Source organism: Streptomyces sp. NPDC046859 (assembly GCF_040645135.1).
GTDB lineage: Bacteria > Actinomycetota > Actinomycetes > Streptomycetales > Streptomycetaceae > Streptomyces.
This window is the reverse complement of the sequence record NZ_JBEYXR010000010.1, coordinates 55,779-81,447: the sequence shown is the minus strand read 5'-3', so window position 1 is coordinate 81,447 and position 25,669 is coordinate 55,779. Positions and strand designations below refer to the sequence as shown.

The window sequence follows — 25,669 nt, the reverse complement described above, 5'->3', positions numbered from 1 at the left end:
AGAAGGCCCGCTCCCCCCGAGGGGGAGCGGGCCTTCCGCCTGTCCGGTGCCGGACGGCTCAGCCGGCCGGTGTGGGAACGTACGGCGCGAGGTCCGCCGCCAGCTCCTCGTGCACCCGCGCCTTGAGCAGCGTGCCCTCCGGGGTGTGCTCCTCGGAGATCACCTCGCCCTCGGTGTGGGCGCGGGCGACGAGCTTGCCGTGGGTGTACGGCACGAGTGCCTCGACCTCGACGGACGGGCGCGGCAGCTCGTTGTCGATCAGGGCCAGCAGCTCGGCGATGCCCCGGCCGGTGCGGGCCGAGACGGCGATGGACCGCTTCTCGATCCGCATCAGCCGCTGGAGGGTCAGCGGGTCGGCCGCGTCGGCCTTGTTGATCACGACGATCTCGGGTACGCCGGTGGCGCCGACGTCCCTGATCACCTCGCGCACGGCGGCCAGCTGCTCCTCCGGGTTCGGATGCGAGCCGTCGACCACGTGCAGGATCAGGTCGGAGTCGCCGACCTCCTCCATCGTGGAGCGGAACGCCTCGACCAGGTGGTGCGGCAGGTGCCGGACGAAGCCGACCGTGTCGGCCAGCGTGTAGAGCCGTCCGCTCGGCGTCTCGGCCCGGCGCACGGTCGGGTCGAGGGTCGCGAACAGGGCGTTCTCGACCAGGACGCCCGCGCCGGTGAGGCGGTTGAGCAGGGAGGACTTGCCGGCGTTGGTGTAACCCGCGATCGCGACCGAGGGCACCTTGTTGCGTCGGCGGGACTGGCGCTGGATGTCGCGGCCGGTCTTCATCTCCGCGATCTCCCGGCGCATCTTCGCCATCTTCTCGCGGATGCGCCGCCGGTCCGTCTCGATCTTGGTCTCACCGGGACCACGGGTGGCGAGGCCGCCGCCCTTGCCGCCGCCCATCTGCCGGGACAGGGACTGACCCCAGCCGCGCAGCCGCGGCAGCATGTACTGCATCTGCGCGAGCGCGACCTGCGCCTTGCCCTCTCGGGACTTGGCGTGCTGGGCGAAGATGTCGAGGATCAGCGCCGTACGGTCGATGACCTTGACCTTGACGACGTCCTCGAGGTGGATGAGCTGGCCCGGGCTGAGCTCACCGTCGCAGATGACGGTGTCGGCGCCGGTCTCCAGGACGATGTCCCGCAGCTCCTCCGCCTTGCCGGAGCCGATGTAGGTGGCCGCGTCGGGCTTGTCGCGGCGCTGGATCACGCCGTCGAGCACAAGGGCGCCCGCGGTCTCCGCGAGGGCGGCGAGCTCCGCGAGGGAGTTCTCCGCGTCCTGCACGGTCCCCGAGGTCCAGACGCCCACGAGGACGACCCGCTCCAGGCGGAGCTGGCGGTACTCGACCTCGGTGACGTCCTCGAGCTCGGTGGAGAGGCCCGCGACACGGCGCAGGGCCGCGCGGTCGGAGCGGTCGAACTGGTCGCCGTCCCGGTCTCCGTCGATCTCGTGGCTCCAGGCGACGTCCTCTTCCATCAGGGCATCGGCCCGAAGACCGTCGGGGTAGGTGTGCGCGAGGCGCTTCGAGTCCTGGGAAAAGGAAGAAGAGGAGGTCATTGGGTCCTTACGTCGTTGGGGATTCCGTGGTGCGGCGACGGGGCAGCGGCCCGGACATCACGCTCAGCGGTACGCCGGAGAGCTGTTCCGTCACGTGTCACAACGCACGGGTACCCCGGGAGATTCCCGTGGCCCGTGCCGCGCCGACCGGACGATGGTCGCACGGCACGGGCCGTCTCGTCACCGGCTTATCGCCCGGCTGATCTCCCGGCCTTCGGGTGGGCGCCGGGCCGCCGGCCGGCGGCCCCCTTGTCCTTGGCCTCCGGCTCGGCGGGGTCGGCGGCCTTCCAGTCGGGCCGGCCGGGCATCGGCGGCGTCTTCTCGCCGTACAGCCAGGGCTGCATGAAGCCCTTCAGATGCCGTCCGGAGACGTCCTCGGCGAGGGCGACGAAGTCCGCGGTCGAGGCGGAACCGTCGCGGTTTCGGCTCACCCAGGCGCGCTCCAGCCGGTCGAACGCGGAGGCGCCGATCTCCTCGCGCAGGGCGAACAGAACGAGGGCCGCGCCGCCGTACACGTTGGGGCGGAAGATGCTGATCTTCTTGCCCGGGTCGGGTGCCTTCGGGGCCGCGGGTGGTCCGCCCGCCGCGCGCCAGCGGTCGGAGGCCGCGTAGGCGGCCTTCATCCGCGCCTCCAGCGAGCGGTTCGCCTTCTCGGCCGCGTACAGGGCCTCGTACCAGGTGGCGTGGCCCTCGCTGAGCCACAGGTCGGACCAGGTGCGCGGGCTGACGCTGTCGCCGAACCACTGGTGCGCCAGCTCGTGCACCATGATCGACTCGACGTACCACTTGGGGAAGGCGGGCTGGGTGAACAGATCCCGTTCGAAGAGGGACAGCGTCTGTGTCTCCAGCTCGAAACCGGTGCTGGCGTGCGCCATGAGCAGCCCGTACGTCTCGAACGGGTAGCGGCCGACCTTGCCCTCCAGCCAGGCGATCTGGCCGGGTGTCTTCTTCAGCCAGGGTTCGAGCAGCTTCGCGTCCTTGGCGGGCACGACGTCCCGTACGGGCAGACCGTGCGGGCCGGTGCGGTGCAGGACCTTGGAGCGGCCGATGGACACCTGGGCGAGCTCGGTGGCCATGGGGTGCCGGGTGCGGTACGTCCAGGTGGTCGACTTCCCCGCCCGGTCCACGTCGGTCCGCAGGCCGTTGGCCACGGCGGTGTAACCGGTGGGCGCGGTGACCCGGATGGTGAACCTCGCCTTGTCGGAGGGGTGGTCGTTGCAGGGGAAGACGACGTGCGCGGCGTCGGCCTGATTGGCCATGGCGAGGCCGTCGGCGGTGCGCACCCAGCCGCCCTCGCGCTTCCGCCCGTACACGGGGTCGCTGCTGTGCCGGACGGTGATGCGCATCCAGCTGCCCTCGGGCACCTCCTCGGCGGGGGTGACGACGAGGTCCTCGCCCGCGCTCCTGAAGGTCGCGGGCTCGCCGTCGACGACGACCGAGTCGACCTTGCCGTGCGCGAAGTCCAGGTTGACCCGCTCGAGGTCGGCGGTCGTCCGGGCGTCGATGGTGGTGACGGCCTTGAGGGGCTTGTCGTTGGCGCCGGAGTAGGTGAAGGAGAGGTCGTACGACGCCACGTCGTAGCCGGGGTTGCCCAGGTGGGGGTAGAGCCGGTCGCCGACGCCGAGCGGGGTGGCGGGGGCACTCGCGGCGAGCAGGCAGAGGGAGACGACGGGGATGAGCAGGGCGGGCACCTTCGGGCGCCGACGGGGTCCGGATCGGGGGCGAGGAGCGCCAGGGGCCGGTCGCTGAGCCTCGCTGCGGGGGGAGAGCAGCATGGACCACGGCTATCAGCGCTCGGCGACGGGACGTGGACGGCGCGCGACCGCCCCACCCGAACGGGTGGCCCGTTCTCTCCTCAGGCCCGCTGGGCCCGGGCGTGCGCCCGGCTGACGTCGTAGACGCCGGCGACGTCGCGCATGGCGCGCATCAGGCCGGGGAGCCGGCCGGCGTCCGGGAGCTCGACGGTGTAGGTGTGGCGGACGCGCTGCTGGGTCGGAGGCTCCACGGTCGCCGAGACGATCTCCGCGCCTTCCTGCGCCATCGCCTCGGTGAGGTCCGCCAGCAGATGCGGACGGACGAACGATTCGGCGACCAGGGTGACCCGGCACTCCGCGGTGTCCCCCCAGCGCACGCCGACCTCGGCGCGACCGGCGCCCCGCATCCGCGCCACGGCGGAACACCCGGCACGGTGGACGGTGACCGCTCCCCCGCGCACGGCGAATCCGGCGATCTCGTCGGGCGGTACGGGCGTACAGCACCCGGCGAGGCGTACGGCGGCGCCGGGCCGGTCGGCCAGGACACCGGCGGCGGCGGGACGGCCGCCCGGTCCCTCGGCGCCGGGCCGGAACGCCGGACCCGCCTGGCTCCCGGCTCCTTCGGCGGGCTGCCGGAAGGGCGCCCCCTGCTCGCCTTCCTCGGTACCGGACTCGCCCGGCGCGGGATGGGAGGCGAGCCACCGCTGGATGGCGATACGGGCGCCGGGCGTGTGGGCGTGCTCCAGCCACTCGCGGGACGGCTCGGAGGCGGGGTCCTGCCCCATGAGGAGCTGCACGCTGTCGCCGTCGCGCAGGACGGTGCTGAGGGTGGCCAGCCGGCCGTTGACGCGGGCGCCGATGCACGCGTGCGCGTCCTCGCCGTACTGGGCGTAGGCGGCGTCCACGCAGGTGGCGCCCTCGGGCAGGCCCAAGGTGCCGCCGTCGGGCCGGAAGACGGTGATCTCGCGGTCCTGGGCGAGGTCCTCGCGCAGGGTCGACCAGAAGGTGTCGGGGTCGGGTGCGGCCTCCTGCCAGTCCAGGAGGCGGGAGAGCCACCCGGGGCGGGTGGGGTCGGCGCGCTCGCCGTCGCCGGCGGTCTGCTCCTCAGCCGGACCGGCGTAGGGGTTGCCGAGCGCGACCACTCCGGCCTCGGCGACCTTGTGCATCTGGTGGGTGCGGATGAGGACCTCGGCGACCTGTCCGTCCGCGAGGGCCACGGCGGTGTGCAGCGACTGGTACAGGTTGAACTTGGGGACGGCGATGAAGTCCTTGAACTCCGAGACCACCGGGGTCATACAGGTGTGCAGTTCGCCGAGGACGCCGTAGCAGTCCGCGTCCTCGTTCACCAGGACCAGCAGCCGCCCGAAGTCGGTGCCGCGCAGCCGGCCGCGTTTGCGGGAGACGCGGTGCACGGAGACGAAGTGCCGTGGCCTTATGAGGACTTCGGCCTGGATGCCGGCGTCGCGCAGGACCGTGCGCATCTCGTCGGCCATCTCGGTGAGCGGGTCGTCGGCCTGGGCTGCGTTCTCGGCGATCAGGTCCCGGGTGTGCTCGTACTCCTCGGGGTGCAGGATCGCGAAGACCAGGTCCTCCAGCTCGGTCTTGAGCGCCTGGACGCCGAGCCGCTCGGCGAGCGGGATGAGCACGTCGCGGGTCACCTTGGCGATCCGGGCCTGTTTCTCGGGGCGCATCACGCCGAGGGTGCGCATGTTGTGCAGCCGGTCGGCGAGTTTGATCGACATCACGCGCACGTCGTTGCCGGTGGCGACGAGCATCTTGCGGAAGGTCTCGGGTTCGGCGGCGGCGCCGTAGTCGACCTTCTCCAGTTTGGTGACGCCGTCGACGAGGAAGCGGACCTCCTCGCCGAACTGCTCGCCGACCTGATCGAGGGTCACGTCGGTGTCCTCGACGGTGTCGTGGAGCAGGGACGCGGTCAATGTCGTGGTCTCGGCGCCGAGTTCGGCGAGGATGAGGGTCACGGCGAGCGGGTGGGTGATGTACGGCTCACCGCTCTTGCGCATCTGGCCGCGGTGCGACGACTCGGCCAGCACATAGGCGCGGCGCAGCGGGTCGAGATCGGCGTCGGGGTGGTGGGCCCGGTGCGCGTCCACGACGTGGCCGATGGCGTCGGGCAGCCGGCCGCGCGCGGTGGGGCCGAGCAGCGCGGCCCGGCCGAGGCGGCGCAGGTCGATGCGGGCGCGGGACTTCCTGCGGGGCACGGCAGGCGTCACGGCGCCCGATACCGGGCCTGGCGTCGCGGAATTCGTGGCCTCCGCACTCATGGGCACCTCCGGCTGCGTGGACCGGCGGACGGGGTTCCCCATGACGGACTCGGCACAGGGGATGGCGACTTCTCCCCGTCCGGGCCGGTGCTTGATGCTACCGAGCCCATCACGTGCTTCCGGCCGCCTCCGGCCGAGCGTGAAACGGATCACCCATTCGAGCGAGGCGTTGCGGGTTTACGGTTTGCGCCATCCGGCCGGGGCCGGTTCCCGCCGTCGAACGCGGCGGGACGCCGCATTCCCGGGAACGGCGGGGGCGAGGACCTCCCGGCCCGGCCACCGGAGCTACGGGTACCCCTCAGCGGCCGAACGATTCCAGCCATTCCGCGTCGAGCTCGCCCTCGGCCACGATCACCGCGGGGCCGGTCATCTCGATCTCGCCGTCCGGCCGCTCGGTGATGACCAGGGTGCCACCGGGGACGTCGACGGTGTACGTCGCCGGGGCGCCGGTGACGGCCGGATCGGCGCCGTCGCGGCGGGCGGTGGCCACGGCGACCGCGCAGGCGCCGGTGCCGCAGGAGCGGGTCTCGCCGGAGCCCCGCTCGTGGACGCGCATCGCCACGTGCCGGGGGCCGCGGTCCACGACGAACTCGACGTTGACGCCGTCGGGGTAGGCGGAGGCCGGGCTGAAGGGCGGCGCCTCGGTCAGCGGCCCGGCGTCGGCGAGGTCGTCGACGAAGGCCACGGCGTGCGGGTTGCCCATGTTCACGTTCCGGGCGGGCCAGCTGTGGTCGCCGACACCGACCGTGACCTCGCCCTCGGGGAGGCGGGCCCTGCCCATGCCGACGGTGATGCCGCCGTCCTTGTCGATGTGCACGGTCTTCACACCGCCGCGGGTGGCCACCGCGAGGTCGCCCTCGCCGGTGTGGCCGGCCCGCTGGAGGTAGCGGGCGAAGACCCGGACGCCGTTCCCGCACATCTCCGCGATCGAGCCGTCCGCGTTGCGGTAGTCCATGAACCACTCGGCCTCGGCCGCCAAGTGCCGGGCCTCGGAGTGCGCCGCGGACCGCACGACGTGCAGCAGGCCGTCGCCGCCGATGCCCGCGCGGCGGTCGCACAGGGCGGCGACGGCGGCCGGGGGCAGCTCGATGACGTTCTCCGGGTCGGGGACGATCACGAAGTCGTTCTCGGTGCCGTGACCCTTGAGGAAGGCGATCCGCGTGCTCATTCCTCGATCGTACGGCGCCGGTCCGACATCCCGTACGGCGGCGGCCCGGCTCAGCGCAGGCGTGCCACGCGCCACACGGCCAGCGCAACGACCGCCGCGACCAGCAGGCAGTAGGCCCCGACGACGCGCCAGTCCGGTCTGCGGCCGGAGCCGCGCTGGGGCAGGCCGGGCCAGGTGTAGCCCACGCGGCGGGCGGCCGTCATGCCCCAGCCGGCCGCGCAGAGGCAGATCAGCAGCCCCAGCATGGCGATCACGGCGCCGCTGTCGCCGAAGTCGAAGGCGAGGGGGAAGGCGAACATCAGGGAACCGATCGCGGCCAGGCCCACGATGGGCGCGAGCTGCCACAGCCGAAGCCTGCGCTGCGGGCGGAGCTCGACCTCGACCTCGGGGCCGCCGGTGTACATCTCCTCCGGCGTGGGACCGTCGTCGGTCACACCGCCGTCGACGTCGGTGTCATCGGGTCCGTCCGGGTTCAGCCGCTCGCCGCCGGGCTCCCGCTCACCGGTGCCGGTGGTGCGGTTCCCCGTGCCGTGTGCGGTGTCGCGAGGGCCGGCCTCCATCGCCACGCGCCCTCCCAACTCGGACTCCACTTGGTCGATCGAAGCTCGATGATGGCACGGTGACGCAGGCCCGGATGACGACCGGAGCGTCCCGATGCCATCACGTGATCAGGCTGTAACCGGTCGTTCGACCAACGCCAGGGCCAGCTGCGGAAGTTCTGTGACATCTGCCGCAGCCCCACTGAGCCAGTGCACCCGCGGGTCGCGTCTGAACCACGAATCCTGACGGCGCGCGAAGCGTTTGGTGGCACGGACGGTCTCCGCGCGGGCCTCGTCGAGGGTGCATTCTCCGGCGAGCGCCGCGAGCACCTGCTGGTAGCCGAGCGCGCGCGAGGCCGTACGCCCCTCTCGCAACCCTTTCGCCTCCAGTGCGCGCACCTCGTCGACGAGCCCGGCGTCCCACATCCGGTCGACGCGGCGGGCGATGCGCTCGTCGAGCTCGGGGCGGGCGACGTCGACGCCGATCTGGACGGTGTCGTACACCGAGTCGTGGCCGGGGAGGTTGGCGGTGAAGGGCCGGCCGGTGATCTCGATGACCTCCAGGGCCCGCACGATACGGCGGCCGTTGCCGGGCAGGATCGCCTGGGCGGCGTCGGGGTCGGCGGCGGCCAGGCGGGCGTGCAGCGCTCCGGAGCCGCGCAGGGCCAGCTCCTCCTCCAGCCGGGCCCGGACCTCGGGGTCGGTGCCGGGGAACTCGAGGTTGTCCACGGCGCCCCGGACGTACAGTCCCGATCCGCCGACCAGGACGGGCCAGCGCCCCTCGGCGAGCAGGGCGTCGATGCGCGCGCGAGCCAGGCGCTGGTACTCGGCGACCGAGGCGGTGACCGTGACGTCCCAGATGTCCAGCAGGTGGTGCGGGACCCCTTGGCGCTCCTCGGGCGTCAGCTTGGCGGTGCCGATGTCCATCCCCCGGTAGAGCTGCATGGAGTCGGCGTTGACGACTTCACCGCCGAGTCGCTGCGCCAGGAAGACGCCCAGATCGGACTTTCCGGCCGCGGTGGGTCCGACGACGGCGATGACGCGCGGGGAGGGGGGTGCACTGCTCACCGCCCCAGTCTCGCAAACCTCCGGGGGTGCTCTCGAACGAGTTACGTGACGGCGCGTGTGCGAGGTCGTTGCCTGTTGCGAGGTTTTCGCCGCCGTTTCGGTGGGGGCGGCCACCCGGGGGCGCAAACGGACGCACCGGACGACGCGGGATTTCGCCCGCACGAGTACCGTATGGAGTGGATATGGGCGTTTTCGCACGGATTTTTGGCAGGTCGAAGGTCTCGGAGGAGGCGTCGTCCTCCGAGCCCGAGGCGGGCTCGGGGACGGCGGAGTCCTCGGGCCGCGCCGAGGCGGAGGCGGCGGCCCCCGCGGCGGCCGCCGACAGCGACGGGACCGGCACCGACGACGGCGTCGAGATCCCGAAGCAGCAGTCCGCCGACGAGGCCGCCGACAGCGACGCCGGTGAGGGCGCCCGCAGGTAACCGCCCCTCGCGGGAAGGTGAAGCATGGGTGTGATGGACAATCTGAAAGCCAGGATCGCCCCGGCCAAGGACAAGGTCTCCGACTTCGCGCAGCGGCACGAGGACAAGGTGCACCAGGGCCTCGACAAGGCCGCCAAGGCCGTCGACGAGCGGACCAAGGGCAAGTACAGCGACAAGATCCACTCGGGGACGGGCAAGGCGCACGGAGCCATGGGCCGCCTCGCCCACAAGGGCGACGACCCGGCGACGGGCGGTGGCACGCCACCGCCGGGCGCACCGCCGCCGACCACCTGACCGGCACCTTCGCGAACGGCCGCGCAGCCCCCGGGCGCGCGGCCGTTCCCCGTTCCCGGCCGGCCTACGACCAGGTGGCGACCAGGTAGCCGACGCCGTACGGGGCGTCCTCGTACAGCAGGGCGCCCGCCAAGCCGGCCCCCTCGGCGGCTCCCGCCAGGACCTGCCACGGAGCCCGGCCCGACGCCTGCAGCTCCTGGGCCAGCGCGATGTCGAGCTCCTTGAGGGCTGACACGTCCGCCGACCCCAGCGCACGCGCGACGGACGCGTCGAAGGGCGCGGCCCGCTCGTCCAGGTAGCCGGGCGCCTTCAGCGTGCGGCAGGCGCTGGCGTCGCCCATCACCAGCAGCGCCACCCGGCCGGCCCGGGCGGCGATCTCCCTCCCCATTCGGATACACCGCTCGGCGGTCGTCGGTTCCCCTACGCCGAGTCCCTCGATCGGGGCGTCCGACCAGCCGGTGCGCTCCAGCAACCAGGCGGCCACGGCGAGGGACGGCGGCAGCACGCGCCCGGACTCCGCCGCGGCGGCGGCCGTGCCCAGGCGTACGCCGACGTCCACACCGAAGCCCCGGAAGGAGCCCGGTGTGCCCTCGGGGTGGGTGCCGATGCCGCTCTCCTCGGCGGGTCCGACGACCAGCAGCAGATCGGGCCGGGCGGCGGCGAGCACCCCGAGCGCGTCGGCACACGCGGCGCGCGCGGCGTCCAGCTCGGGAGCGGCGCCCTCCGCGACCTCGGGCACGAGGAGGGGCGGGCACGGGCAGACTGCGGCGGCGACAAGCATGATCGGCAGCCTACTGCGGGGCCGCACGGCGGCCGGGGACGGCTTCCGCGGGCTGCCGTCAGTCGATCGCGCAGCCCCCGGTGACCACCGGCAGCGGCTCGGGCACGCCCACCTTGGGCAGGCCCAGCAGCACACCGGCCGGCTCGGCCTGCGCGGCGGCGTTGCGCTTCTCCCAGGCGTCGCCCGCGCGCGTGCGGCGCACGTCGAGGACGGGGCCCTCGGCGAGGAGGTGGTGCGGGGCGGCGTAGGTGATCTCGACGGTCACCACGTCACCGGGGCGGACCTCCTGGTCGGGCTTGGTGAAGTGCACGAGGCGGTTGTCGGGGGCGCGGCCGGACAGGCGGTGCGTGGCGCCGTCCTTGCGGCCCTCGCCCTCGGCGACCATCAGCTCCAGGGTGCGGCCGACCTGCTTCTTGTTCTCCTCCCAGGAGATCTCCTCCTGGAGGGCGACCAGCCGCTGGTAGCGCTCCTGGACGACCTTCTTCGGGATCTGGCCGTCCATCGTGGCCGCCGGGGTGCCGGGCCGCTTGGAGTACTGGAACGTGAACGCCTGCGCGAAGCGCGCCTCGCGCACCACGTGCAGCGTCTGCTCGAAGTCCTCCTCGGTCTCACCGGGGAAGCCCACGATGATGTCCGTGGTGATGGCGGCGTGCGGGATGGCGGCCCGGACCTTGTCGATGATCCCGAGGTAGCGCTCCTGGCGGTAGGAGCGGCGCATCGCCTTCAGGACGGTGTCCGAGCCGGACTGGAGCGGCATGTGCAGCTGCGGCATCACGTTCGGCGTCTCGGCCATGGCGGCGATCACGTCGTCGGTGAAGTCGCGGGGGTGCGGCGAGGTGAAGCGGACGCGCTCCAGACCCTCGATCTTCCCGCAGGCCCGCAGCAGCTTGCTGAACGCCTCGCGGTCGCCGATGTCCGAGCCGTACGCGTTGACGTTCTGCCCGAGCAGCGTGATCTCGCTGACGCCCTCGGCGACCAGCGCCTCGACCTCGGCGAGGATGTCGCCGGGGCGGCGGTCCTTCTCCTTGCCGCGCAGGGCCGGGACGATGCAGAAGGTGCAGGTGTTGTTGCAGCCGACGGAGATCGACACCCAGGCCGCGTAGGCGCTCTCGCGCCGGGTGGGCAGCGTGGAGGGGAACTCCTCCAGCGACTCGGCGATCTCGACCTGCGCCTCCTCCTGCACACGCGCGCGCTCCAGCAGGACGGGCAGCTTGCCGATGTTGTGCGTGCCGAAGACCACGTCGACCCAGGGGGCCCGCTTGACGATGGTCTCGCGGTCCTTCTGGGCGAGGCAGCCGCCGACGGCGATCTGCATGCCGGGCCGGCTCGCCTTCTTCGGAGCGAGGTGACCGAGGTTGCCGTACAGCTTGTTGTCGGCGTTCTCGCGGACGGCGCAGGTGTTGAAGACGACGACGTCGGCGTCGCCGTCGGAGCCCTCGGGCGCGCGGACGTACCCGGCGTCCTCCAGCAGACCGGACAATCGCTCGGAATCATGGACGTTCATCTGGCACCCGTAGGTGCGTACCTCATACGTCCTGACGCCCACGGCCTGGCTCCGGTCACTGCTGCTCATGGGACAAGGGTATGCGCTCGTGCGGACCCCCCTTTCCGCCGTCCCCGGGTGCGGTGTCCCCAAGGGGGCCGGGCGTCCATCCCTGGCGGCGCAGCACGGCGCCCACGTCCGGCGCCTCGTAGTGGTCGCCCTTGAGGACCTTGCCGTCGGCCCGGCGGGCGACCTGGCCGTCCAGGCCGAGCTTGGTCATGTTCGAGCGGTGGATCTCGGCCAGGACGGCGTCCAGGTCGATGCCGTGCACGAGGGCGGTGCCGTAGGCCACGTACACGACGTCCGCCAGTTCGTGCGCGAGCCGGTCGAGGGGGCCGGTGACCGAGACCTCGGCGACCTCCGCGGCCTCCTCGGCGAGCAGCTCTCCCCGGTGGGCGGCGAGCTCCGGCGCCACCTCCGTCGGGGTGGTGCGGGCGTCGAGCCCGAAGGCCAGGTGGAACGCGCGGACCAGGTCGGCGGGAGAGGGACTCATGCGGCCGACTGTAGCGAGCGGCCGGCACCGATCCGGGCCCCGCCCGGGACCCGGCGCTGGTCAGCGGGTGCACCGGCTGGCAGGATCGCGGACATGTCCTCAGCACTCACCCGCATCAGCAGGCGCCGGGCCCTCCAGGGCGCGGCCGCCGGCGTCGTGGCCCTCGGGCTGCTGCTGTGGTGGGTGCTACCCCTGGGCGAGGACCCGCCGAGCGGGACGATCACGTTCAGCACGGGCACGCGCGCCGGTGTCTACCAGGAGTACGGCGAGCTGCTGCGCGAGGAGCTGGCCAAGGACATGCCCCAGCTGAAGGTGCGGCTGCTGACGAGCGACGGGTCGCAGGAGAACGTGCAGCGGGTGGCGACCGGCCAGGCCGACTTCACGATCGCCGCCGCCGATGCCGTGGACACGCTCCGGATCGGCGGCAGGCCCGTCATGGACCGGCTGCGCGGGGTGGCCCGCCTCTACGACGACTACGTCCAGCTCGTCGTGCCGCCGGACTCGGACATCCGCTCCGTGGCCGACCTCAAGGGCAAGCGGGTGGCCATAGGGCTGCCGGACTCCGGGGTCCGGCTGATCGCCACCCGGGTGCTGGAGGCGGCGGGCATCGACCCGGCGAAGGACATCACGCCCCGCTCGGACGGCATCGACACCGGCCCCGAGCGGCTCGGGCACGAGCTCGACGCGTTCTTCTGGTCGAGCGGGGTGCCCACGGACGGCCTGGCGAAGATCGCGGAGACGTCCTCGTTCCGTTTCGTGCCCATCGACGCCGACCTGGTCGCCAAGGTGCACGCCCAGGGCGACGCGGCCCACTTCTACCGGGCGACGAACATGCCGGAGTCGGCCTACCCCACCGTCCAGAACGGCAGCACGGTGCCGACCATCGCCGTCTCCAACCTGCTGATCACCCGCGAGGACATGGACCCCCGGCTCACCGAGTGGCTGACCCGGACGGTGATCAAGAGCCGGGACGGCATCGGCGCGCATGTGCACTCCGCGCAGCTCGTGGACCTGCGCACGGCGATCTACACGGACCCGCTGGGCCTCCATGAGGGCGCGCGGCGGTACTACCGGTCGGTCAAGCCGTAGGGCATCCCCGCGCGTGCGCCCGTGTCGCTACGCGGCCGGGCCGGTCCTGGGCAGCGTCACCGTCACCCGCAGGCCGTGCGGCTCGTGGTGGGCGTACGCGATCGTGCCGCCGCCCGCGGCGAGCAGGGCCCGCGAGATCGACAGGCCGAGGCCCGAGCCCTTGACGTTCTGGTGGCGTCCGCTGCGCCAGAAGCGGTCGCCGATGCGGGCGAGCTCCTCGTCGGTGAGGCCGGGTCCGCGGTCGGCCACCTCGATCGTCGACGTGTCGCCGTCGGACGCGACGGTCACCTCGACCTTCTCGTCCCGCGGTGTGAACTTCACCGCGTTGTCGATCACGGCGTCCAGCGCGCTCGACAGGGCCACCGGGTCGGCCCAGGCGGTGGTGGCCGGGCAGGTCCCCCGCAGCCGTACGCCCTTCGCCTCGGCGGTCGGCGCCCAGGCCGCGACGCGCTCGGCGGTCAGCGCGCCGATGTCGGTCAGCCGGACGTCGGCCTCGGTGTGCTCGGCCAGGGCCAGGTCGAGCAGGTCGTCGAGGACCTGCGCCAGACGCCGGCCCTCGGCCTGGACCGAGGCGATCTCCTCGTTGCCCTCGGGCAGTTCGAAGGCGAGCAGTTCGATGCGCAGCAGCAGCGCGGCGAGCGGGTTGCGCAGCTGGTGGGAGGCGTCGGCGACGAACGCGCGCTGCTGTTCCAGGACGTCCTCGACGTTGTCGGCCATCTCGTTGAACGACCGGGCCAGCCGCCGCAGTTCCGGCGGGCCGCTGGCCACCGCGACCCTGGACTTCAGGCGTCCGCTCGCTATCTCGTGCGTGGTCACGTCCAGGACCCGCACCGGTCGGAGCACCCAGCCGGTCAGCCGGAGCGCGGCTGAGACGGCCACCAGCATGGCCACGGTCAGACCGGCGCCGATGATCAGCCAGCCGTGCAGGATCCGGGACCGCATCGGCCCGGTGGGCGAGTCGGTGACCACGACGGCGACGACGTCACCGTCCCGGATCACCGGCGAGGCGACGACCAGCCGGCCGCGCTGCCAGGGCCAGACCTGCTCCGGGTCGTGGCTGCGCCGGCTCAGCAGTGACTCCTCGAAGGCGTCGCGCACCTCGCCGGTCCCGGGCAGGAACCAGGTGCTCGGGCCGCTGGCCAGCGGGGTGTCGTTGGGCAGGAAGACGCCGGCGCGGACGCCGTAGACCTCGTAGTAGTTCTCCAGTTCCCGGCTGAGGACGCGCAGGACGTCGCGGGAGCCCGTGGCGGCGTCGGTGGCGGGGCGCGCGATGGCCGCGAAGTACGCCGTGTCGTCGATCCTGTCGACGACGACCTTCTGCTGCTGGGCGGCGGCCAGGCTCACCGCGAGCGGCACGCCGAGCGCGAGCAGCACGGCCGCCATCAGGACGATCAGCAGCGGGAGAAGCCGAGTACGCACCCTGGCCCGCTACGCCGCCGGGGCCACGAGCCGGTACCCGACCCCGCGCACGGTCTCGATCAGCGCCGGCATCCGCAGCTTGGCCCGCAGGGACGCCACGTGCACCTCGAGGGTGCGCCCGGTCCCCTCCCAGCTCGTCCGCCAGACCTCGCTGATGATCTGCTCGCGGCGGAAGACCACGCCGGGGCGCTGCGCGAGCAGGGCGAGCAGGTCGAACTCCTTGCGCGTGAGCTGGACGACCGAGCCGTCCACGCTGACCTGGCGGGTGGGCAGCTCTATGTGCACGGCGCCCAGGCGCAGCACGCCCTCGCCGCCCGTCGCGGCGTCCTCCGGAACGCTGCGCCGGCTGACGGCGTGGATCCGGGCGAGCAGTTCCCCGGTGTCGTACGGCTTCACCACGTAGTCGTCGGCGCCGAGGTTCAGCCCGTGGATGCGGGAGCGGACGTCGGAACGCGCCGTCACCATGATCACCGGGGTGCTGGTGCGTTTGCGGATCTTGCCGCAGACCTCGTAGCCGTCCTGGTCGGGCAGGCCGAGGTCGAGCAGGACGACGCCGAAGCCGTTGCCCTCCGGGACCAACGCCTGCAGGGCCTCCTCGCCGCTGCGGGCGTGCGTGACGTCGAAACCGTGCCGGGCGAGGACCGCGGACAGCGCGGCGGCGACGTGGTTGTCGTCCTCGACGAGAAGCAGTCTCATCCGTGCCTCCTTCGGTTCACCGGGCGTACGGTTCGGGCAGATACGACTGTGGGGCGGACCCGCGGTGCTGGTTGTGCACGCGCGCGTGCACATGGCAGTCACGCTGATGGACGAGGACGCCGTCAAGAGGGTTCCGGTTGCTCGCTGTTTCCGTTATGCAGCCGGTACGCGCACCTTCGCCGGTACTACGACACGTGTCCGATCGCTATCGGATCGTGATGCTCAGATTCACCTCAGAAGTAATGACGCAGGTCGGGAACGGTCACTACTGTCCTCCGAAACCGAGGAGGACGGAGCCTGAGAGCGATGACCGAAGTATCGGTGGCCAAGGACGACGTGGCCGCGTCCGGCGACCTTGTGGTCCTGAAAGATGTGAACAAGCACTTCGGCGCGTTGCACGTGCTCCAGGACATCGATCTGACGATCGCCCGTGGCGAGGTCGTCGTCGTCATCGGGCCCTCAGGGTCCGGCAAGTCCACCCTGTGCCGCACCATCAACCGCCTCGAGACGATCGACTCCGGCTCGATCACCATCGACGGCAAGCCGCTGCCCCAGGAGGGCAAGGAGCTGGCCCGGCTGCGCGCCGACGTCGGCATGGTCTTCCAGAGCTTCAACCTCTTCGCGCACAAGACCGTGCTCGAGAACGTGATGCTGGGGCAGATCAAGGTCCGCAAGGCGGACAAGAAGAAGGCCGAGGAGAAGGCCCGGCAGCTGCTGGACCGCGTGGGCGTGGGAACCCAGGCGGACAAGTACCCCGCGCAGCTCTCCGGCGGTCAGCAGCAGCGGGTCGCCATCGCCCGGGCCCTGGCCATGGACCCCAAGGTCATGCTCTTCGACGAGCCCACGTCGGCGCTCGACCCGGAGATGATCAACGAGGTCCTGGAGGTCATGCAGCAGCTGGCCCGCGACGGCATGACCATGATCGTGGTCACCCACGAGATGGGCTTCGCGCGTTCGGCGGCCAACCGGGTGGTCTTCATGGCCGACGGCAAGATCGTCGAGGAGGCCGTGCCCGACCAGTTCTTCAGCGCCCCGCGCAGCGACCGCGCGAAGGACTTCCTGTCCAAGATCCTGCACCACTGACGGACTGCGCCCCGCAGCCGACGCCCCGCGTCACCCGCCGGCCCGTCTAGGGCACGTGTCTCTTCACCACACAAAGGATGTTCACATGAAGCTCCGCAAGGTCTCCGCCGCGGCCGCCACGGCACTCGTCCTCACCCTCACCGCCACCGCTTGCGGCGGCGACGGGGACAGTGACGGCGGGTCGGGCTCCGGTGGGGACAAGAAGATCACCGTCGGTATCAAGTTCGACCAGCCCGGCATCGGCCAGAAGACGCCGCAGGGCTACTCGGGCTTCGACGTCGACGTCGCCACCTACGTCGCGAAGAAGCTCGGTTACACCGAGGACCAGATCGAGTGGAAGGAGGCGAAGAGCGCCGACCGCGAGACCATGCTCCAGCGTGGTGACGTCGACTTCATCGCCGCCTCCTACTCGATCACCCCGGAGCGTCAGGAGAAGGTCGACTTCGCCGGCCCGTACCTGCTGGCGCACCAGGACGTGCTGGTCCGTGCCGACGACGCCTCGATCAAGTCCCCCTCGGACCTCAACAGCAAGAAGCTGTGCTCCGTGACGGGCTCGACGTCCGCCCAGAACGTCAAGGACAAGCTGGCCCCCAAGGCCGACCTGCAGCAGTACCCCACCTACTCCGCGTGTCTGACCGGTCTGCAGAACAAGGCCATCGACGCCCTGACCACCGACGACTCGATCCTCGCCGGCTACGCCTCGCAGGAGCAGTTCAAGGGCAAGTTCAAGCTCGGTGGCTTCAAGATGACCAACGAGAACTACGGCATCGGCGTGAAGAAGGGCAGCGACCTCAAGGGCAAGATCAACAAGGCCCTCGAGGACATGGTCTCCGACAAGTCCTGGGACGCGGCCGTGAAGAAGAACTTCGGCCCCGCGAACTACCAGAACGAGCCTGCGCCGGCGATCGGCGACATCAAGAGCTGATGACGTGTGCGCCGCCCGCGAGGGCGGCGCATCGGTCCCAGTCCACACGCGGAAGCGCGGGAGATCGTGTTCGACTTTCTTGAAGGTTATGACCTGCTGGGGGCCTTTTGGGTGACGGTGCAGCTCACCCTGCTGTCCGCCGCCGGCTCCCTGGTTTGGGGAACTCTTCTGGCCGCCATGCGTGTCGGCCCAGTCCCTCTGATGCGGGGCTTCGGCACCGCGTACGTGAACGTGGTACGGAACGTCCCGCTGACGGTGATCATCCTGTTCACCTCGCTGGGACTCAACCAGACCCTCCAGATCACGCTGGGCGCGGACAATTTCGAGACCATCAACTTCCGGCTCGCGGTACTCGGCCTGATCGCGTACACCTCGGCATTCGTCTGTGAGGCGATCCGCTCCGGGATCAACACGGTCCCCGTCGGCCAGGCGGAGGCGGCCCGCGCCATCGGTCTGAGCTTCATACAGGTCCTGACCCTCATCGTGCTGCCGCAGGCGTTCCGCTCGGTCGTCGGTCCGCTGGCCAACGTCCTGATCGCGCTCACCAAGAACACCACGGTCGCCGCCGCGATCGGTGTGGCCGAAGCCGCGCTGCTGATGAAGAAGATGATCGAGAACGAGGCACAACTCCTGCTGATCTCCGCGGTCTTCGCCTTCGGCTTCCTGTGCCTGACCCTGCCGACCGGCCTGATACTCGGCTGGGTGGGCAAGAAGGTGGCGGTGAAGCGATGAGCTCCGTCCTGTACGACGCCCAGGGACCGCGCGCCAAGCGGCGCAACATCCTCTTCACGGTGCTGTTCGTGGTCGCCCTCGCCGCGATCGTCTGGTGGGTCTACACGAACCTCGAGGAGAAGGCCCAGCTGGACTGGGAGAAGTGGAAGCCCTTCTTCGGCAGCGAGGCGTGGACCACGTACCTCCTGCCCGGCCTGAAGAACACGTTGATCGCGGCCGCCCTGTCCATGATCATCGCACTCCCGCTCGGCGCCGTCCTCGGTATCGCCCGCCTTTCGGACCACGCCTGGGTGCGCGTCCCCGCGGCAGTCGTCGTCGAGTTCTTCAGGGCCCTTCCGGTCCTGATCCTCATGATCTTCGGGCTGGCCCTATACTCGGCGTACACCAACGTCAACTCCGACGATCGTCCGCTCTACGCGGTGATCACCGGTCTGGTGCTCTACAACGCCTCGGTGCTCGCCGAGATCGTACGGGCCGGCATCCTCGCCCTCCCCAAGGGACAGACGGAGGCCGCGCACGCCATCGGTCTCCGCAAGACCCAGACGATGACGTCCATCCTGCTCCCGCAGGCCGTCACCGCGATGCTGCCGGCAATCGTCAGCCAGCTCGTCGTGATCGTGAAGGACACCGCGCTCGGCGGCGCCGTTCTCACCTTCCCGGATCTGATCGCGGCCGTGAGCCCGATGAGCTCCTACTACGGCGCGAACACGATCGCCAGCTTCACTGTGGTGGCCCTGATCTTCATCGCTATCAACTTCGCCCTGACGACGTTCGCGAGCTGGCTGGAGCGCAGGCTCCGGCGCAGCAAGAAGAGCACGGGCGCGGTCCTCAGCGCGGAGGACACGGAGGAGCTGAACCCGGCCGCCACGGGCGGCACCTTCGGGACCGGGGCCGAGCACTAGCCGGCCCAAGGCGTACCGGAGAGGGCAGTGGCTTGATCGCCACTGCCCTCTCCGCTCTCCCGCACCCTGGCGCCACACCCGAACCACCCCGGGTGCGATGACATGATCGCCACAGCCTTCCGTCACTTGACGCAAACACTGGCAATGGGTTGCATACGTTCTGTGATCGTGCACCCTGCTCCATCTTCTTGTTCACTCGCGTCCCTCGGGACACCGTTGCGGGCAGGGGGCGCCGCGCCGTGGACCCTGTGATCATCGTCGGCGCGGGGCCCGTCGGGCTCACCCTCGCCCTGGCACTGGCCCGTCAGGAGGTGCCCTGCGTCGTCCTCGACGAGGGCCCCGGCAAGGACGAACCCCGTCTCGCCCGCACCGTCGTCCTGCGGGAGGACACCACCGCCCTCGTGGAACGCCTGACCGGCGCCCCGCTCGGCGCGCTCGGCACCCGCTGGGCCGGATGGCGGTCGATGCGGCGCAAGCAGGTGACGCGCGAGGTCTCGTTCGAGGACGCCGCCGCTCCGTCCGAGGGCCACCCGAACCCCGCCCCGCTGCACATCGCCCAGCACGCCCTGACCGGTGCCCTGCGCACCGCCCTCGCGAACGAACCCCTCGTCAAGCTCGCCGTGGACAGCCGCCTGGACGCGATGGAACAGGAGCCCTCCGGCGTCACCGTGCACACCCGCGGCCCCCAGGGCACCTGGTGGCGCGGCAGTTACGTCGTCGGCTGCGACGGCCCCCGCTCGACCGTCCGCAAGCTCCAGGACATCCGCTTCCCCGGCCGTACCGCCGTCGAACGGCACGCCGTGGCCGCCCTGCGCGTGGAACTCCCCTGGGAGGGCCGCGCGTTGCTCCACCGGATGCCGCGCTGGCGGATGTCCGGCCCGTCGGCCGGCGAGATCACCGGACGCCCGCTCCCCGACGGCGTGTGGCGCCTGGACTGGCTGCTGCCGCCGGGCAAGGACCTCGTCACCCCCGAACTGCTGGTGACGCACATCCGGGAGACCCTCGCCGGCTGGTGCGACGGCGCGACACCGCCGTACGACCTGCTCGACACCGGTGTGCACACGGTCCATCACCGGCTCGCCCGCCGGTGGCGCGCCGGCCGCGTCTTCCTCGCGGGCGACGCCGCGCACTGCCTCGGCACCCTCGGCACCCACGGCCTCGACGAGGGGCTGCGCGACGCCGACAACCTCGCCTGGAAACTGGCACCGGCCTGGCACCACGGCACACACGAGGCGCTGCTCGACTCCTACCAGACCGAGCGGCGCGCGGTCGTCGCCGCCCGGCTGCGGGCCGCCGACCAGGCGCTTCCGCTGCTGCGCTCCGGTGGCGGCCTGCGGACGCTCGTCCCCGGCTCGGCCCGGGGCCACGAGGCCCTGCTGACGGACGGGCACCTCGGCCAGGGCCCCGTCGGAGCGCCGGGGACGTACGCCGACTCCCCGCTCGCCCCAGGCCGGCTGGAGGGCGAGGTCCCCGTCGACACGCCGCGCGGCGCTCCCGTCGCGGACGTGCGGGTCACCGCCGAGGACGGCTCCTTCGCCCGGCTCCGGGACCGGCTCGGGCGCGGTGCGCTGCTGGTCGTCCTCATCGCGCCGGGCACGGGTGTGTGGGACCGCAAGCACTGGGCGACCGCCGGCATCATGCCGCGCCTGGCGGCGGCGGTGACGGCGTTGCCGTACCGGGCCGAGTTGCTGGTCGCGGAGAGCTATCCGGGCGCGGCCGCGCACTCGGTCCTGCTGGTGCGCCCCGACGGGTATCTCGTGACCGCCCTCGGCGGGGTGCGGCCCGCGGATCTCTACGCGGCGGCCGAGGCGGCCCTGGGCGGACCGGTCACCGCCCAGGCACCAACGCAGGCCGGGGCGGAACGGGCCGGAGCCGCCTCGCGCTGAAACCTTGCCTCAGCCGTCCCGCAGTCATCCTCGGCCATGCCGGCTTCGTGCATGGGGGCGACACCCACCGTCACTGTCGGGTCCGCATAGTGACGGTGAGTTGACCGGCCCCGACCGGCGTGGTGTACTCCCGAACGTGACCGACACCTGTGTGCGCCTGTGGCGGCGGGTCCATATGGACCTCGTCCGCTATGCGGGCTGCGTGTGTCGTCCGTCCTGCTGACTTCGCCTCTTCTCCTTCCGCGTGCGCCGCGACCTTCGCTCGTGCTGCCGCGCGCTCTTCGCGAACTCCTTCCAGGACGGTGCTCCTTGTCTGTCTCCCGTGCCGCCGTTGCCTCCTCGCGGCAGAACCCCGCGGCCGACGCCTCCTCCTCGGCCTCCGCTCCGACGCAGGCGGACCTGCTCGACTTCGTCCGGCGCGCCGCCGCCGACACCGCGTTGATCGCCTCGCTCCCGCTCGATCCCGAGGGCCGCACCTGGGTACGGCTCGAAGGTCCCGGTGGCAGCGAGGCCTGGCTGATCGGCTGGCCTCCCGGCACCGGCACCGGCTGGCACGACCACGCCGAGTCGGTCGGGGCGTTCGTCACCGCGTCCGGTGAGCTCACCGAGCACTCGCTGGCCGTCCGGCTGCCGGCCGGCGGCTGGAAGACGCTGGAACTGGCCGACGACGTGGACCGCTCACGCCGGCTGCCGGCCGGCAAGGGCCGCGGCTTCGGCCGTCACCATGTGCACGAGGTCCTCAACGAGTCGACCGAGCGGCACGCGGTCTCCGTACACGCCTACTACCCGCCCCTCCCGCTCATCCGCCGGTTCAGCCGCAGCGGCCCGGTCCTGCGCCTGGAACAGGTCGAGCAGCCCGAAGACTGGCAGTGAGCGAGTGCGGAGCGGAGGCGAACGACGATGAGCGGTACGGAGAACGCGGGTGAACGGCCTGTCGGTATCGACACGTTGCTGGAGCGGGTGCGCGCCGGCTACGAGCGGATCGAACCGCGGGACGCCTACGCGGCCGCCGAGGACGGTGAGGCCCTGCTGGTCGACATCCGTTACGCGGCCCTGCGCGAGCGGGACGGTCTGATCCCGGGCGCGCTGATCATCGAGCGCAACGAGCTGGAGTGGCGGCTCGACCCCCAGGGCAGCCATCGCGTCCCCGAGGCCACGGGCCACGACCTGCGGGTCGTGGTGCTCTGCAACGAGGGCTACGCGTCGAGCCTGGCGGCCGAGTCGCTGCACCGCCTGGGGCTGCACCGGGCCACCGACCTGGTCGGCGGCTTCCAGGCCTGGCGCGCGGCGGGGCTGCCGGTGACGCCGGGCGCGGACGGTCAGGGCCCTTCCTGAGTCCTCGGCCCGGCCGGCTCCGGGGCCGGCTCCCGGGCGATTCCTGAAGCCGGACGCGAACCCGAACGCGATGGGCGCCCCCGCGCGTCCACCGTGTCCGGCATGTCAGGGGTCCCACCGGGCCTCGCCTCAGGCCCCCGCGTCCCCGAGGAAGTCGGTGTCCTCGCCCTCCTCCTCCAGGGCTTGCCGGATCACCCGCAGGGCCATGCCCTCGGGGTAGCCCTTGCGGGCGAGCATGCCCGCGAGGCGGCGCAGGCGCTTGTCGCGGTCGAGTCCGCGTGTGGAACGCAGCTTGCGCGCGACGAGTTCGCGGGCGGTCGCCTCCTCCTGCTCGGAGTCGAGCTGGGAGACGGCCTCGTCGATCAGCGCGGAGTCCACGCCCTTGGTGCGCAGCTCCCTGGCGAGTGCCCGCCGGGCGAGCCCCCGGCCGTGGTGCCGGGACTCCACCCAGGCGTCCGCGAACGCGCTGTCGTCGATGAGCCCGACCTCCTCGAACCGCGACAGCACCTCCTCGGCGGCGGCGTCCGGGATCTCCCGCTTGCGCAGGGCGTCGGCGAGCTGCTTGCGCGTGCGCGGAGTCCCGGTGAGCAGGCGCAGGCAGATCGCCCGTGCCCGCTCGACCGGGTCCCCCGGAGGCGTCCCCTCCTCGGCCCTCGACGAGGAAGTGGCGCCACCGTCCTCACCGGACGGCTCCGTACGTCCGCGCCGGCGTCGCCCGCGCGGACCTTCAGGGCCGTCCGAACCCCATGCCCCGCCGCGGTTCCGTCCGCGGCGGGAGCCTCCCCCAAAGGCAGCGGCACCGTCGTACGCCGTGCCGCCCTCCCTCTGGGCCCCGCTGTCGATCCCGCCGACCGCGTCATGGGCCGGGTCCCCGGCGGGGGTGTACCCGCCCGTCCCGGAGGAGCCCTCGTCGGCTCTCCCCCACCCGCGCGGGGCCTCCGGGTGGTCGGTGTACTCGGCCCAGTCCGTTCGCCGTGTCACGGATCAGCTCTTGGCAGCCGTGGCCTTGGTCTTGGCTGCCTTGGCCGCTGCCGGAGCGGGCACCGACTTCGCGGCGTCGTCCGCGGGGGTGGCGGCAGCGGCGTCCGCGCCGGGCTCGGCGGCGGGCTCCTCCGGGCGCACGCCGACGCCCAGCTTCTCCTTGATCTTCTTCTCGATCTCGTTGGCGAGGTCGGGGTTGTCCTTCAGGAAGTTGCGGGCGTTCTCCTTGCCCTGGCCGAGCTGGTCGCCCTCGTACGTGTACCAGGCACCGGCCTTGCGGACGAAGCCGTGCTCCACGCCCATGTCGATCAGGCCGCCCTCGCGGGAGATGCCATGGCCGTAGAGGATGTCGAACTCGGCCTGCTTGAAGGGCGGCGCCACCTTGTTCTTCACGACCTTGCAGCGGGTGCGGTTGCCGACCGCCTCCGTGCCGTCCTTCAGGGTCTCGATGCGGCGGATGTCGATGCGCACCGAGGCGTAGAACTTCAGCGCCCGGCCACCGGTCGTGGTCTCCGGGGAGCCGAACATCACGCCGATCTTCTCGCGGAGCTGGTTGATGAAGATCGCCGTGGTCTTGGACTGGTTGAGCGCGCTGGTGATCTTCCGCAGGGCCTGGCTCATCAGACGGGCCTGGAGACCGACGTGGCTGTCGCCCATCTCGCCCTCGATCTCCGCGCGCGGGACGAGCGCGGCGACGGAGTCGATGACGATGAGGTCGAGAGCGCCGGAGCGGACCAGCATGTCCACGATCTCGAGCGCCTGCTCGCCGTTGTCCGGCTGGGACAGGATCAGGTTGTCGATGTCGACGCCGAGCTTCTTCGCGTACTCGGGGTCGAGTGCGTGCTCCGCGTCCACGAAGGCGACCTGGCCGCCGGCCTTCTGCGCGTTGGCCACGGCGTGCAGGGTCAGGGTCGTCTTACCGGAGGACTCCGGTCCGTAGATCTCCACCACACGGCCGCGCGGCAGGCCGCCGACGCCGAGGGCGACGTCGAGGGCGGTCGATCCGGTCGAGATGACCTCGATCGGCTCCATCGACCGCTCGCCCATGCGCATGACCGCGCCCTTGCCGAATTGCCGTTCAATCTGTGCGAGAGCGGCATCCAGGGCCTTCTCGCGGTCGGTTCCTGCCATGGGTTCCACCCGGTTTGCTTGAGTCGATCGCTTCACGTCAAAGACGCTAACGCCTGCCACTGACAACGCGCCCCGACGCCCGTCCAGCCTGTGGACAACTCGGGGACTTCTCCCTCGAAACCATGGCGAAACGCCCACCGAGTGGCCTGCCGGAGTCTCCATAAGAATAGATGTTCGATTTTGGTGTCAAGCGCGCCACGCCCTCCCGGGGCAGGCCCCTCAGGAAGGCCCCGGCCCCGATCCCCCCGGGTTCTCCGGGTCCCCGGCGTCCCCCGAGTCCCCCGAGTCCGCGCCTGATCGCGGCCCGGCGCCCGGTCCGGGCTCCTCTCCGGAGTCCGACCCGGACTGTGCCGTCGAGCCCCCGGTCCGCCGGTTCCACGCCTCACGTACCCGCCCGGCCAGCCCGCGCCCGGCGCCCCGGTCCCGGTGCCCGTGGACGCGAGGGTCGTCGGTGACGTCGTACCGCTTCACATAGGCACCCAGGAACGCCTGCAGTGTGGCGACCGCCGGAATGGCGATCAGGGCGCCCACCGCACCGAGCAGAGCGGTGCCCGCGACGACCGAGCCGAAGGCGACGGCGGGGTGGATGTCGACGGTCTTGGAGGTCAGCTTGGGCTGGAGGACGTAGTTCTCGAACTGCTGGTAGACCACGACGAAGATCAGCACCCAGAGCGCGTACCAGGGGCCGACGGTGAACGCGATCAGCATGGGCAGGGCGCCCGCGAGATAGGTGCCGATGGTGGGGATGAACTGCGAGACCAGACCCACCCATACGGCGAGCACCGGCGCGTACGGCACATCCAGAGCGGCCAGCAGGATGTAGTGGGCCACGCCCGAGATCAGCGCCATCAGACCGCGCGAGTACAGATAGCCGCCGGTCTTGTCGACGGCGATCTCCCAGGCCCGCAGCACCTCGGCCTGCCTGGACGGCGGCAGCACGGAGCACAGGCCCCGCCGCAGGCGCGGGCCGTCCGCGGCGAAGTAGAACGAGAACAGCGTGATCGTCAGCAGCTGGAACAGGCCGCCGAGCACCTGGGCGGAGACGTCCAGGACACCGGTCGCGCTGTTCTGCACGTAGTTGCGCAGCCAGTCGGAGCGCAGCAGCCCTTCCTGGACGTCCACCCGCCGCAGCTCGGTGTTGAAGTGCGTGTTGATCCAGTTGATGACGGAGTCGAGGTACTCCGGGAAGTCCTCGACGATCTTGACGATCTGCCCGGCGAGCATCGACCCCAGAAGGGCCACGAACCCGGCGGAGACGATCATCACGGCGAGGAAGACGATGCCGGTGGCCAGTCCCCGGCGCATGCCGCGGGAGGCCATCCAGCTCACCGCGGGCTCGACGGCGAGCGCCAGGAAGAACGCGATGAGAATGTTGATCAGCAGGCCGGTGAGCTGGTGGAAGGCCCAGCTGCCGAGCTGGAACGCACCGACGAGGGCCAGCGTCAGCACCAGGGCGCGCGGCAGCCAGCGCGGCATGCGCGCGTCCGGCCCGCCACCGGCCTCCCGCGGGGGCGGGGCGGGCGGGGGCGTGCCGAACGGGGGTTCCTGCCAGGCGGGCTGCCCGGTCTCGTCAGTGCGTGCCACGGGGCAAGTC

25 protein-coding genes are annotated in these 25,669 nt (G+C 71.6%); 11 read left to right on the top strand and 14 right to left on the bottom strand.

Annotated features, from left to right (window positions below; translation table 11 throughout):
• Positions 1–58 precede the first annotated feature (58 nt).
• The 6 genes from hflX to miaA all read right to left on the bottom strand — a co-directional run bounded on the left by hflX (position 59) and on the right by miaA (position 8,363).
• Entirely contained in the window at positions 59–1,552 is a 1,494-nt protein-coding gene (gene hflX, locus ABZ899_RS17350; protein WP_361346404.1) for a GTPase HflX, read from the bottom strand.
• Positions 1,553–1,740: 188 nt separating this feature from the next.
• Entirely contained in the window at positions 1,741–3,327 is a 1,587-nt protein-coding gene (locus ABZ899_RS17345; protein ID WP_361346402.1) for a M1 family metallopeptidase, read from the bottom strand.
• Between the two features lie 80 nt (positions 3,328–3,407).
• Positions 3,408–5,588, bottom strand: a complete 2,181-nt coding sequence (locus ABZ899_RS17340) for an HD domain-containing protein (protein WP_361346400.1) — start codon at positions 5,586–5,588, stop codon at positions 3,408–3,410.
• Between the two features lie 298 nt (positions 5,589–5,886).
• Entirely contained in the window at positions 5,887–6,756 is an 870-nt protein-coding gene (dapF, locus tag ABZ899_RS17335; RefSeq protein WP_361346398.1) for a diaminopimelate epimerase, read from the bottom strand.
• A gap of 50 nt (positions 6,757–6,806) precedes the next feature.
• Positions 6,807–7,316 carry a hypothetical protein gene (locus ABZ899_RS17330; protein ID WP_361346396.1) on the bottom strand — a complete coding sequence of 170 codons (510 nt, stop codon included), beginning with the start codon at positions 7,314–7,316 and terminating at the stop codon, positions 6,807–6,809.
• Positions 7,317–7,424: 108 nt separating this feature from the next.
• Positions 7,425–8,363: a tRNA (adenosine(37)-N6)-dimethylallyltransferase MiaA gene (gene miaA / locus ABZ899_RS17325; protein WP_361346394.1), complete on the bottom strand. Its 939-nt coding sequence runs from the start codon at positions 8,361–8,363 to the stop codon at positions 7,425–7,427.
• A 182-nt stretch (positions 8,364–8,545) separates the two neighbouring features.
• Between miaA and ABZ899_RS17320 the strand changes: the two genes are divergently transcribed.
• Both ABZ899_RS17320 and ABZ899_RS17315 read left to right on the top strand, forming a co-directional pair.
• Positions 8,546–8,785, top strand: coding sequence for a hypothetical protein (locus ABZ899_RS17320; protein WP_361346392.1), 240 nt, complete (start codon positions 8,546–8,548; stop codon positions 8,783–8,785).
• Between the two features lie 24 nt (positions 8,786–8,809).
• A complete protein-coding gene (locus tag ABZ899_RS17315; RefSeq protein ID WP_361346390.1) occupies positions 8,810–9,079 on the top strand; it encodes an antitoxin in 270 nt (89 codons plus the stop codon).
• Positions 9,080–9,143: 64 nt separating this feature from the next.
• Here ABZ899_RS17315 and ABZ899_RS17310 read toward each other — a convergent pair whose 3' ends face one another.
• From ABZ899_RS17310 to ABZ899_RS17300, 3 genes are read right to left on the bottom strand one after another with little or no spacing between them, the layout of a single operon-like run.
• A complete protein-coding gene (locus ABZ899_RS17310; protein WP_361346388.1) occupies positions 9,144–9,860 on the bottom strand; it encodes a class III extradiol dioxygenase subunit B-like domain-containing protein in 717 nt (238 codons plus the stop codon).
• Between the two features lie 58 nt (positions 9,861–9,918).
• Positions 9,919–11,433: a tRNA (N6-isopentenyl adenosine(37)-C2)-methylthiotransferase MiaB gene (gene miaB / locus ABZ899_RS17305; RefSeq protein ID WP_361346386.1), complete on the bottom strand. Its 1,515-nt coding sequence runs from the start codon at positions 11,431–11,433 to the stop codon at positions 9,919–9,921.
• Positions 11,420–11,896, bottom strand: coding sequence for a MazG nucleotide pyrophosphohydrolase domain-containing protein (locus ABZ899_RS17300; protein WP_361346384.1), 477 nt, complete (start codon positions 11,894–11,896; stop codon positions 11,420–11,422). The genes miaB and ABZ899_RS17300 overlap by 14 nt, the downstream gene beginning before the upstream one ends.
• Before the next feature lie 93 nt (positions 11,897–11,989).
• Between ABZ899_RS17300 and ABZ899_RS17295 the strand changes: the two genes are divergently transcribed.
• Positions 11,990–12,985 carry a TAXI family TRAP transporter solute-binding subunit gene (locus ABZ899_RS17295; protein WP_361346382.1) on the top strand — a complete coding sequence of 332 codons (996 nt, stop codon included), beginning with the start codon at positions 11,990–11,992 and terminating at the stop codon, positions 12,983–12,985.
• Positions 12,986–13,012: 27 nt separating this feature from the next.
• Here ABZ899_RS17295 and ABZ899_RS17290 read toward each other — a convergent pair whose 3' ends face one another.
• Entirely contained in the window at positions 13,013–14,404 is a 1,392-nt protein-coding gene (locus tag ABZ899_RS17290) for a HAMP domain-containing sensor histidine kinase (protein WP_361346380.1), read from the bottom strand.
• Between the two features lie 9 nt (positions 14,405–14,413).
• Positions 14,414–15,100: a response regulator transcription factor gene (locus ABZ899_RS17285; protein ID WP_055622140.1), complete on the bottom strand. Its 687-nt coding sequence runs from the start codon at positions 15,098–15,100 to the stop codon at positions 14,414–14,416.
• A gap of 306 nt (positions 15,101–15,406) precedes the next feature.
• On the opposite strand from ABZ899_RS17285, the gene ABZ899_RS17280 reads away from it, so the two are divergent.
• The 8 genes from ABZ899_RS17280 to ABZ899_RS17245 all read left to right on the top strand — a co-directional run bounded on the left by ABZ899_RS17280 (position 15,407) and on the right by ABZ899_RS17245 (position 21,963).
• Positions 15,407–16,183: an amino acid ABC transporter ATP-binding protein gene (locus ABZ899_RS17280; protein WP_055622141.1), complete on the top strand. Its 777-nt coding sequence runs from the start codon at positions 15,407–15,409 to the stop codon at positions 16,181–16,183.
• Between the two features lie 85 nt (positions 16,184–16,268).
• Entirely contained in the window at positions 16,269–17,108 is an 840-nt protein-coding gene (locus ABZ899_RS17275; RefSeq protein ID WP_361346377.1) for a glutamate ABC transporter substrate-binding protein, read from the top strand.
• 66 nt (positions 17,109–17,174) lie between these two features.
• The gene (locus tag ABZ899_RS17270) at positions 17,175–17,840 is read left to right on the top strand and encodes an amino acid ABC transporter permease (protein ID WP_361346704.1); all 666 of its coding nucleotides are present in this window, start codon (positions 17,175–17,177) and stop codon (positions 17,838–17,840) included.
• A complete protein-coding gene (locus ABZ899_RS17265) occupies positions 17,837–18,742 on the top strand; it encodes an amino acid ABC transporter permease (protein WP_361346375.1) in 906 nt (301 codons plus the stop codon). The genes ABZ899_RS17270 and ABZ899_RS17265 overlap by 4 nt, the downstream gene beginning before the upstream one ends.
• A gap of 239 nt (positions 18,743–18,981) precedes the next feature.
• Positions 18,982–20,628, top strand: coding sequence for an FAD-dependent monooxygenase (locus ABZ899_RS17260; RefSeq protein WP_361346373.1), 1,647 nt, complete (start codon positions 18,982–18,984; stop codon positions 20,626–20,628).
• Positions 20,629–20,764: 136 nt separating this feature from the next.
• Positions 20,765–20,851 (top strand): putative leader peptide, encoded by an 87-nt coding sequence (locus ABZ899_RS17255; RefSeq protein ID WP_313960178.1) that lies wholly within the window; start codon positions 20,765–20,767, stop codon positions 20,849–20,851.
• A gap of 86 nt (positions 20,852–20,937) precedes the next feature.
• Positions 20,938–21,501, top strand: coding sequence for a cysteine dioxygenase (locus ABZ899_RS17250; RefSeq protein ID WP_361346371.1), 564 nt, complete (start codon positions 20,938–20,940; stop codon positions 21,499–21,501).
• 27 nt (positions 21,502–21,528) lie between these two features.
• A complete protein-coding gene (locus ABZ899_RS17245; protein WP_361346370.1) occupies positions 21,529–21,963 on the top strand; it encodes a rhodanese-like domain-containing protein in 435 nt (144 codons plus the stop codon).
• A 129-nt stretch (positions 21,964–22,092) separates the two neighbouring features.
• Here the strand turns inward: ABZ899_RS17245 and recX are convergent, their stop codons facing one another.
• The 3 genes from recX to ABZ899_RS17230 all read right to left on the bottom strand — a co-directional run bounded on the left by recX (position 22,093) and on the right by ABZ899_RS17230 (position 25,659).
• Positions 22,093–22,944, bottom strand: coding sequence for a recombination regulator RecX (gene recX, locus ABZ899_RS17240; RefSeq protein WP_361346368.1), 852 nt, complete (start codon positions 22,942–22,944; stop codon positions 22,093–22,095).
• A gap of 3 nt (positions 22,945–22,947) precedes the next feature.
• Positions 22,948–24,075 (bottom strand): recombinase RecA, encoded by a 1,128-nt coding sequence (gene recA, locus ABZ899_RS17235; protein WP_361346366.1) that lies wholly within the window; start codon positions 24,073–24,075, stop codon positions 22,948–22,950.
• A 219-nt stretch (positions 24,076–24,294) separates the two neighbouring features.
• A complete protein-coding gene (locus ABZ899_RS17230) occupies positions 24,295–25,659 on the bottom strand; it encodes an AI-2E family transporter (protein ID WP_361346364.1) in 1,365 nt (454 codons plus the stop codon).
• Positions 25,660–25,669 lie beyond the last annotated feature (10 nt).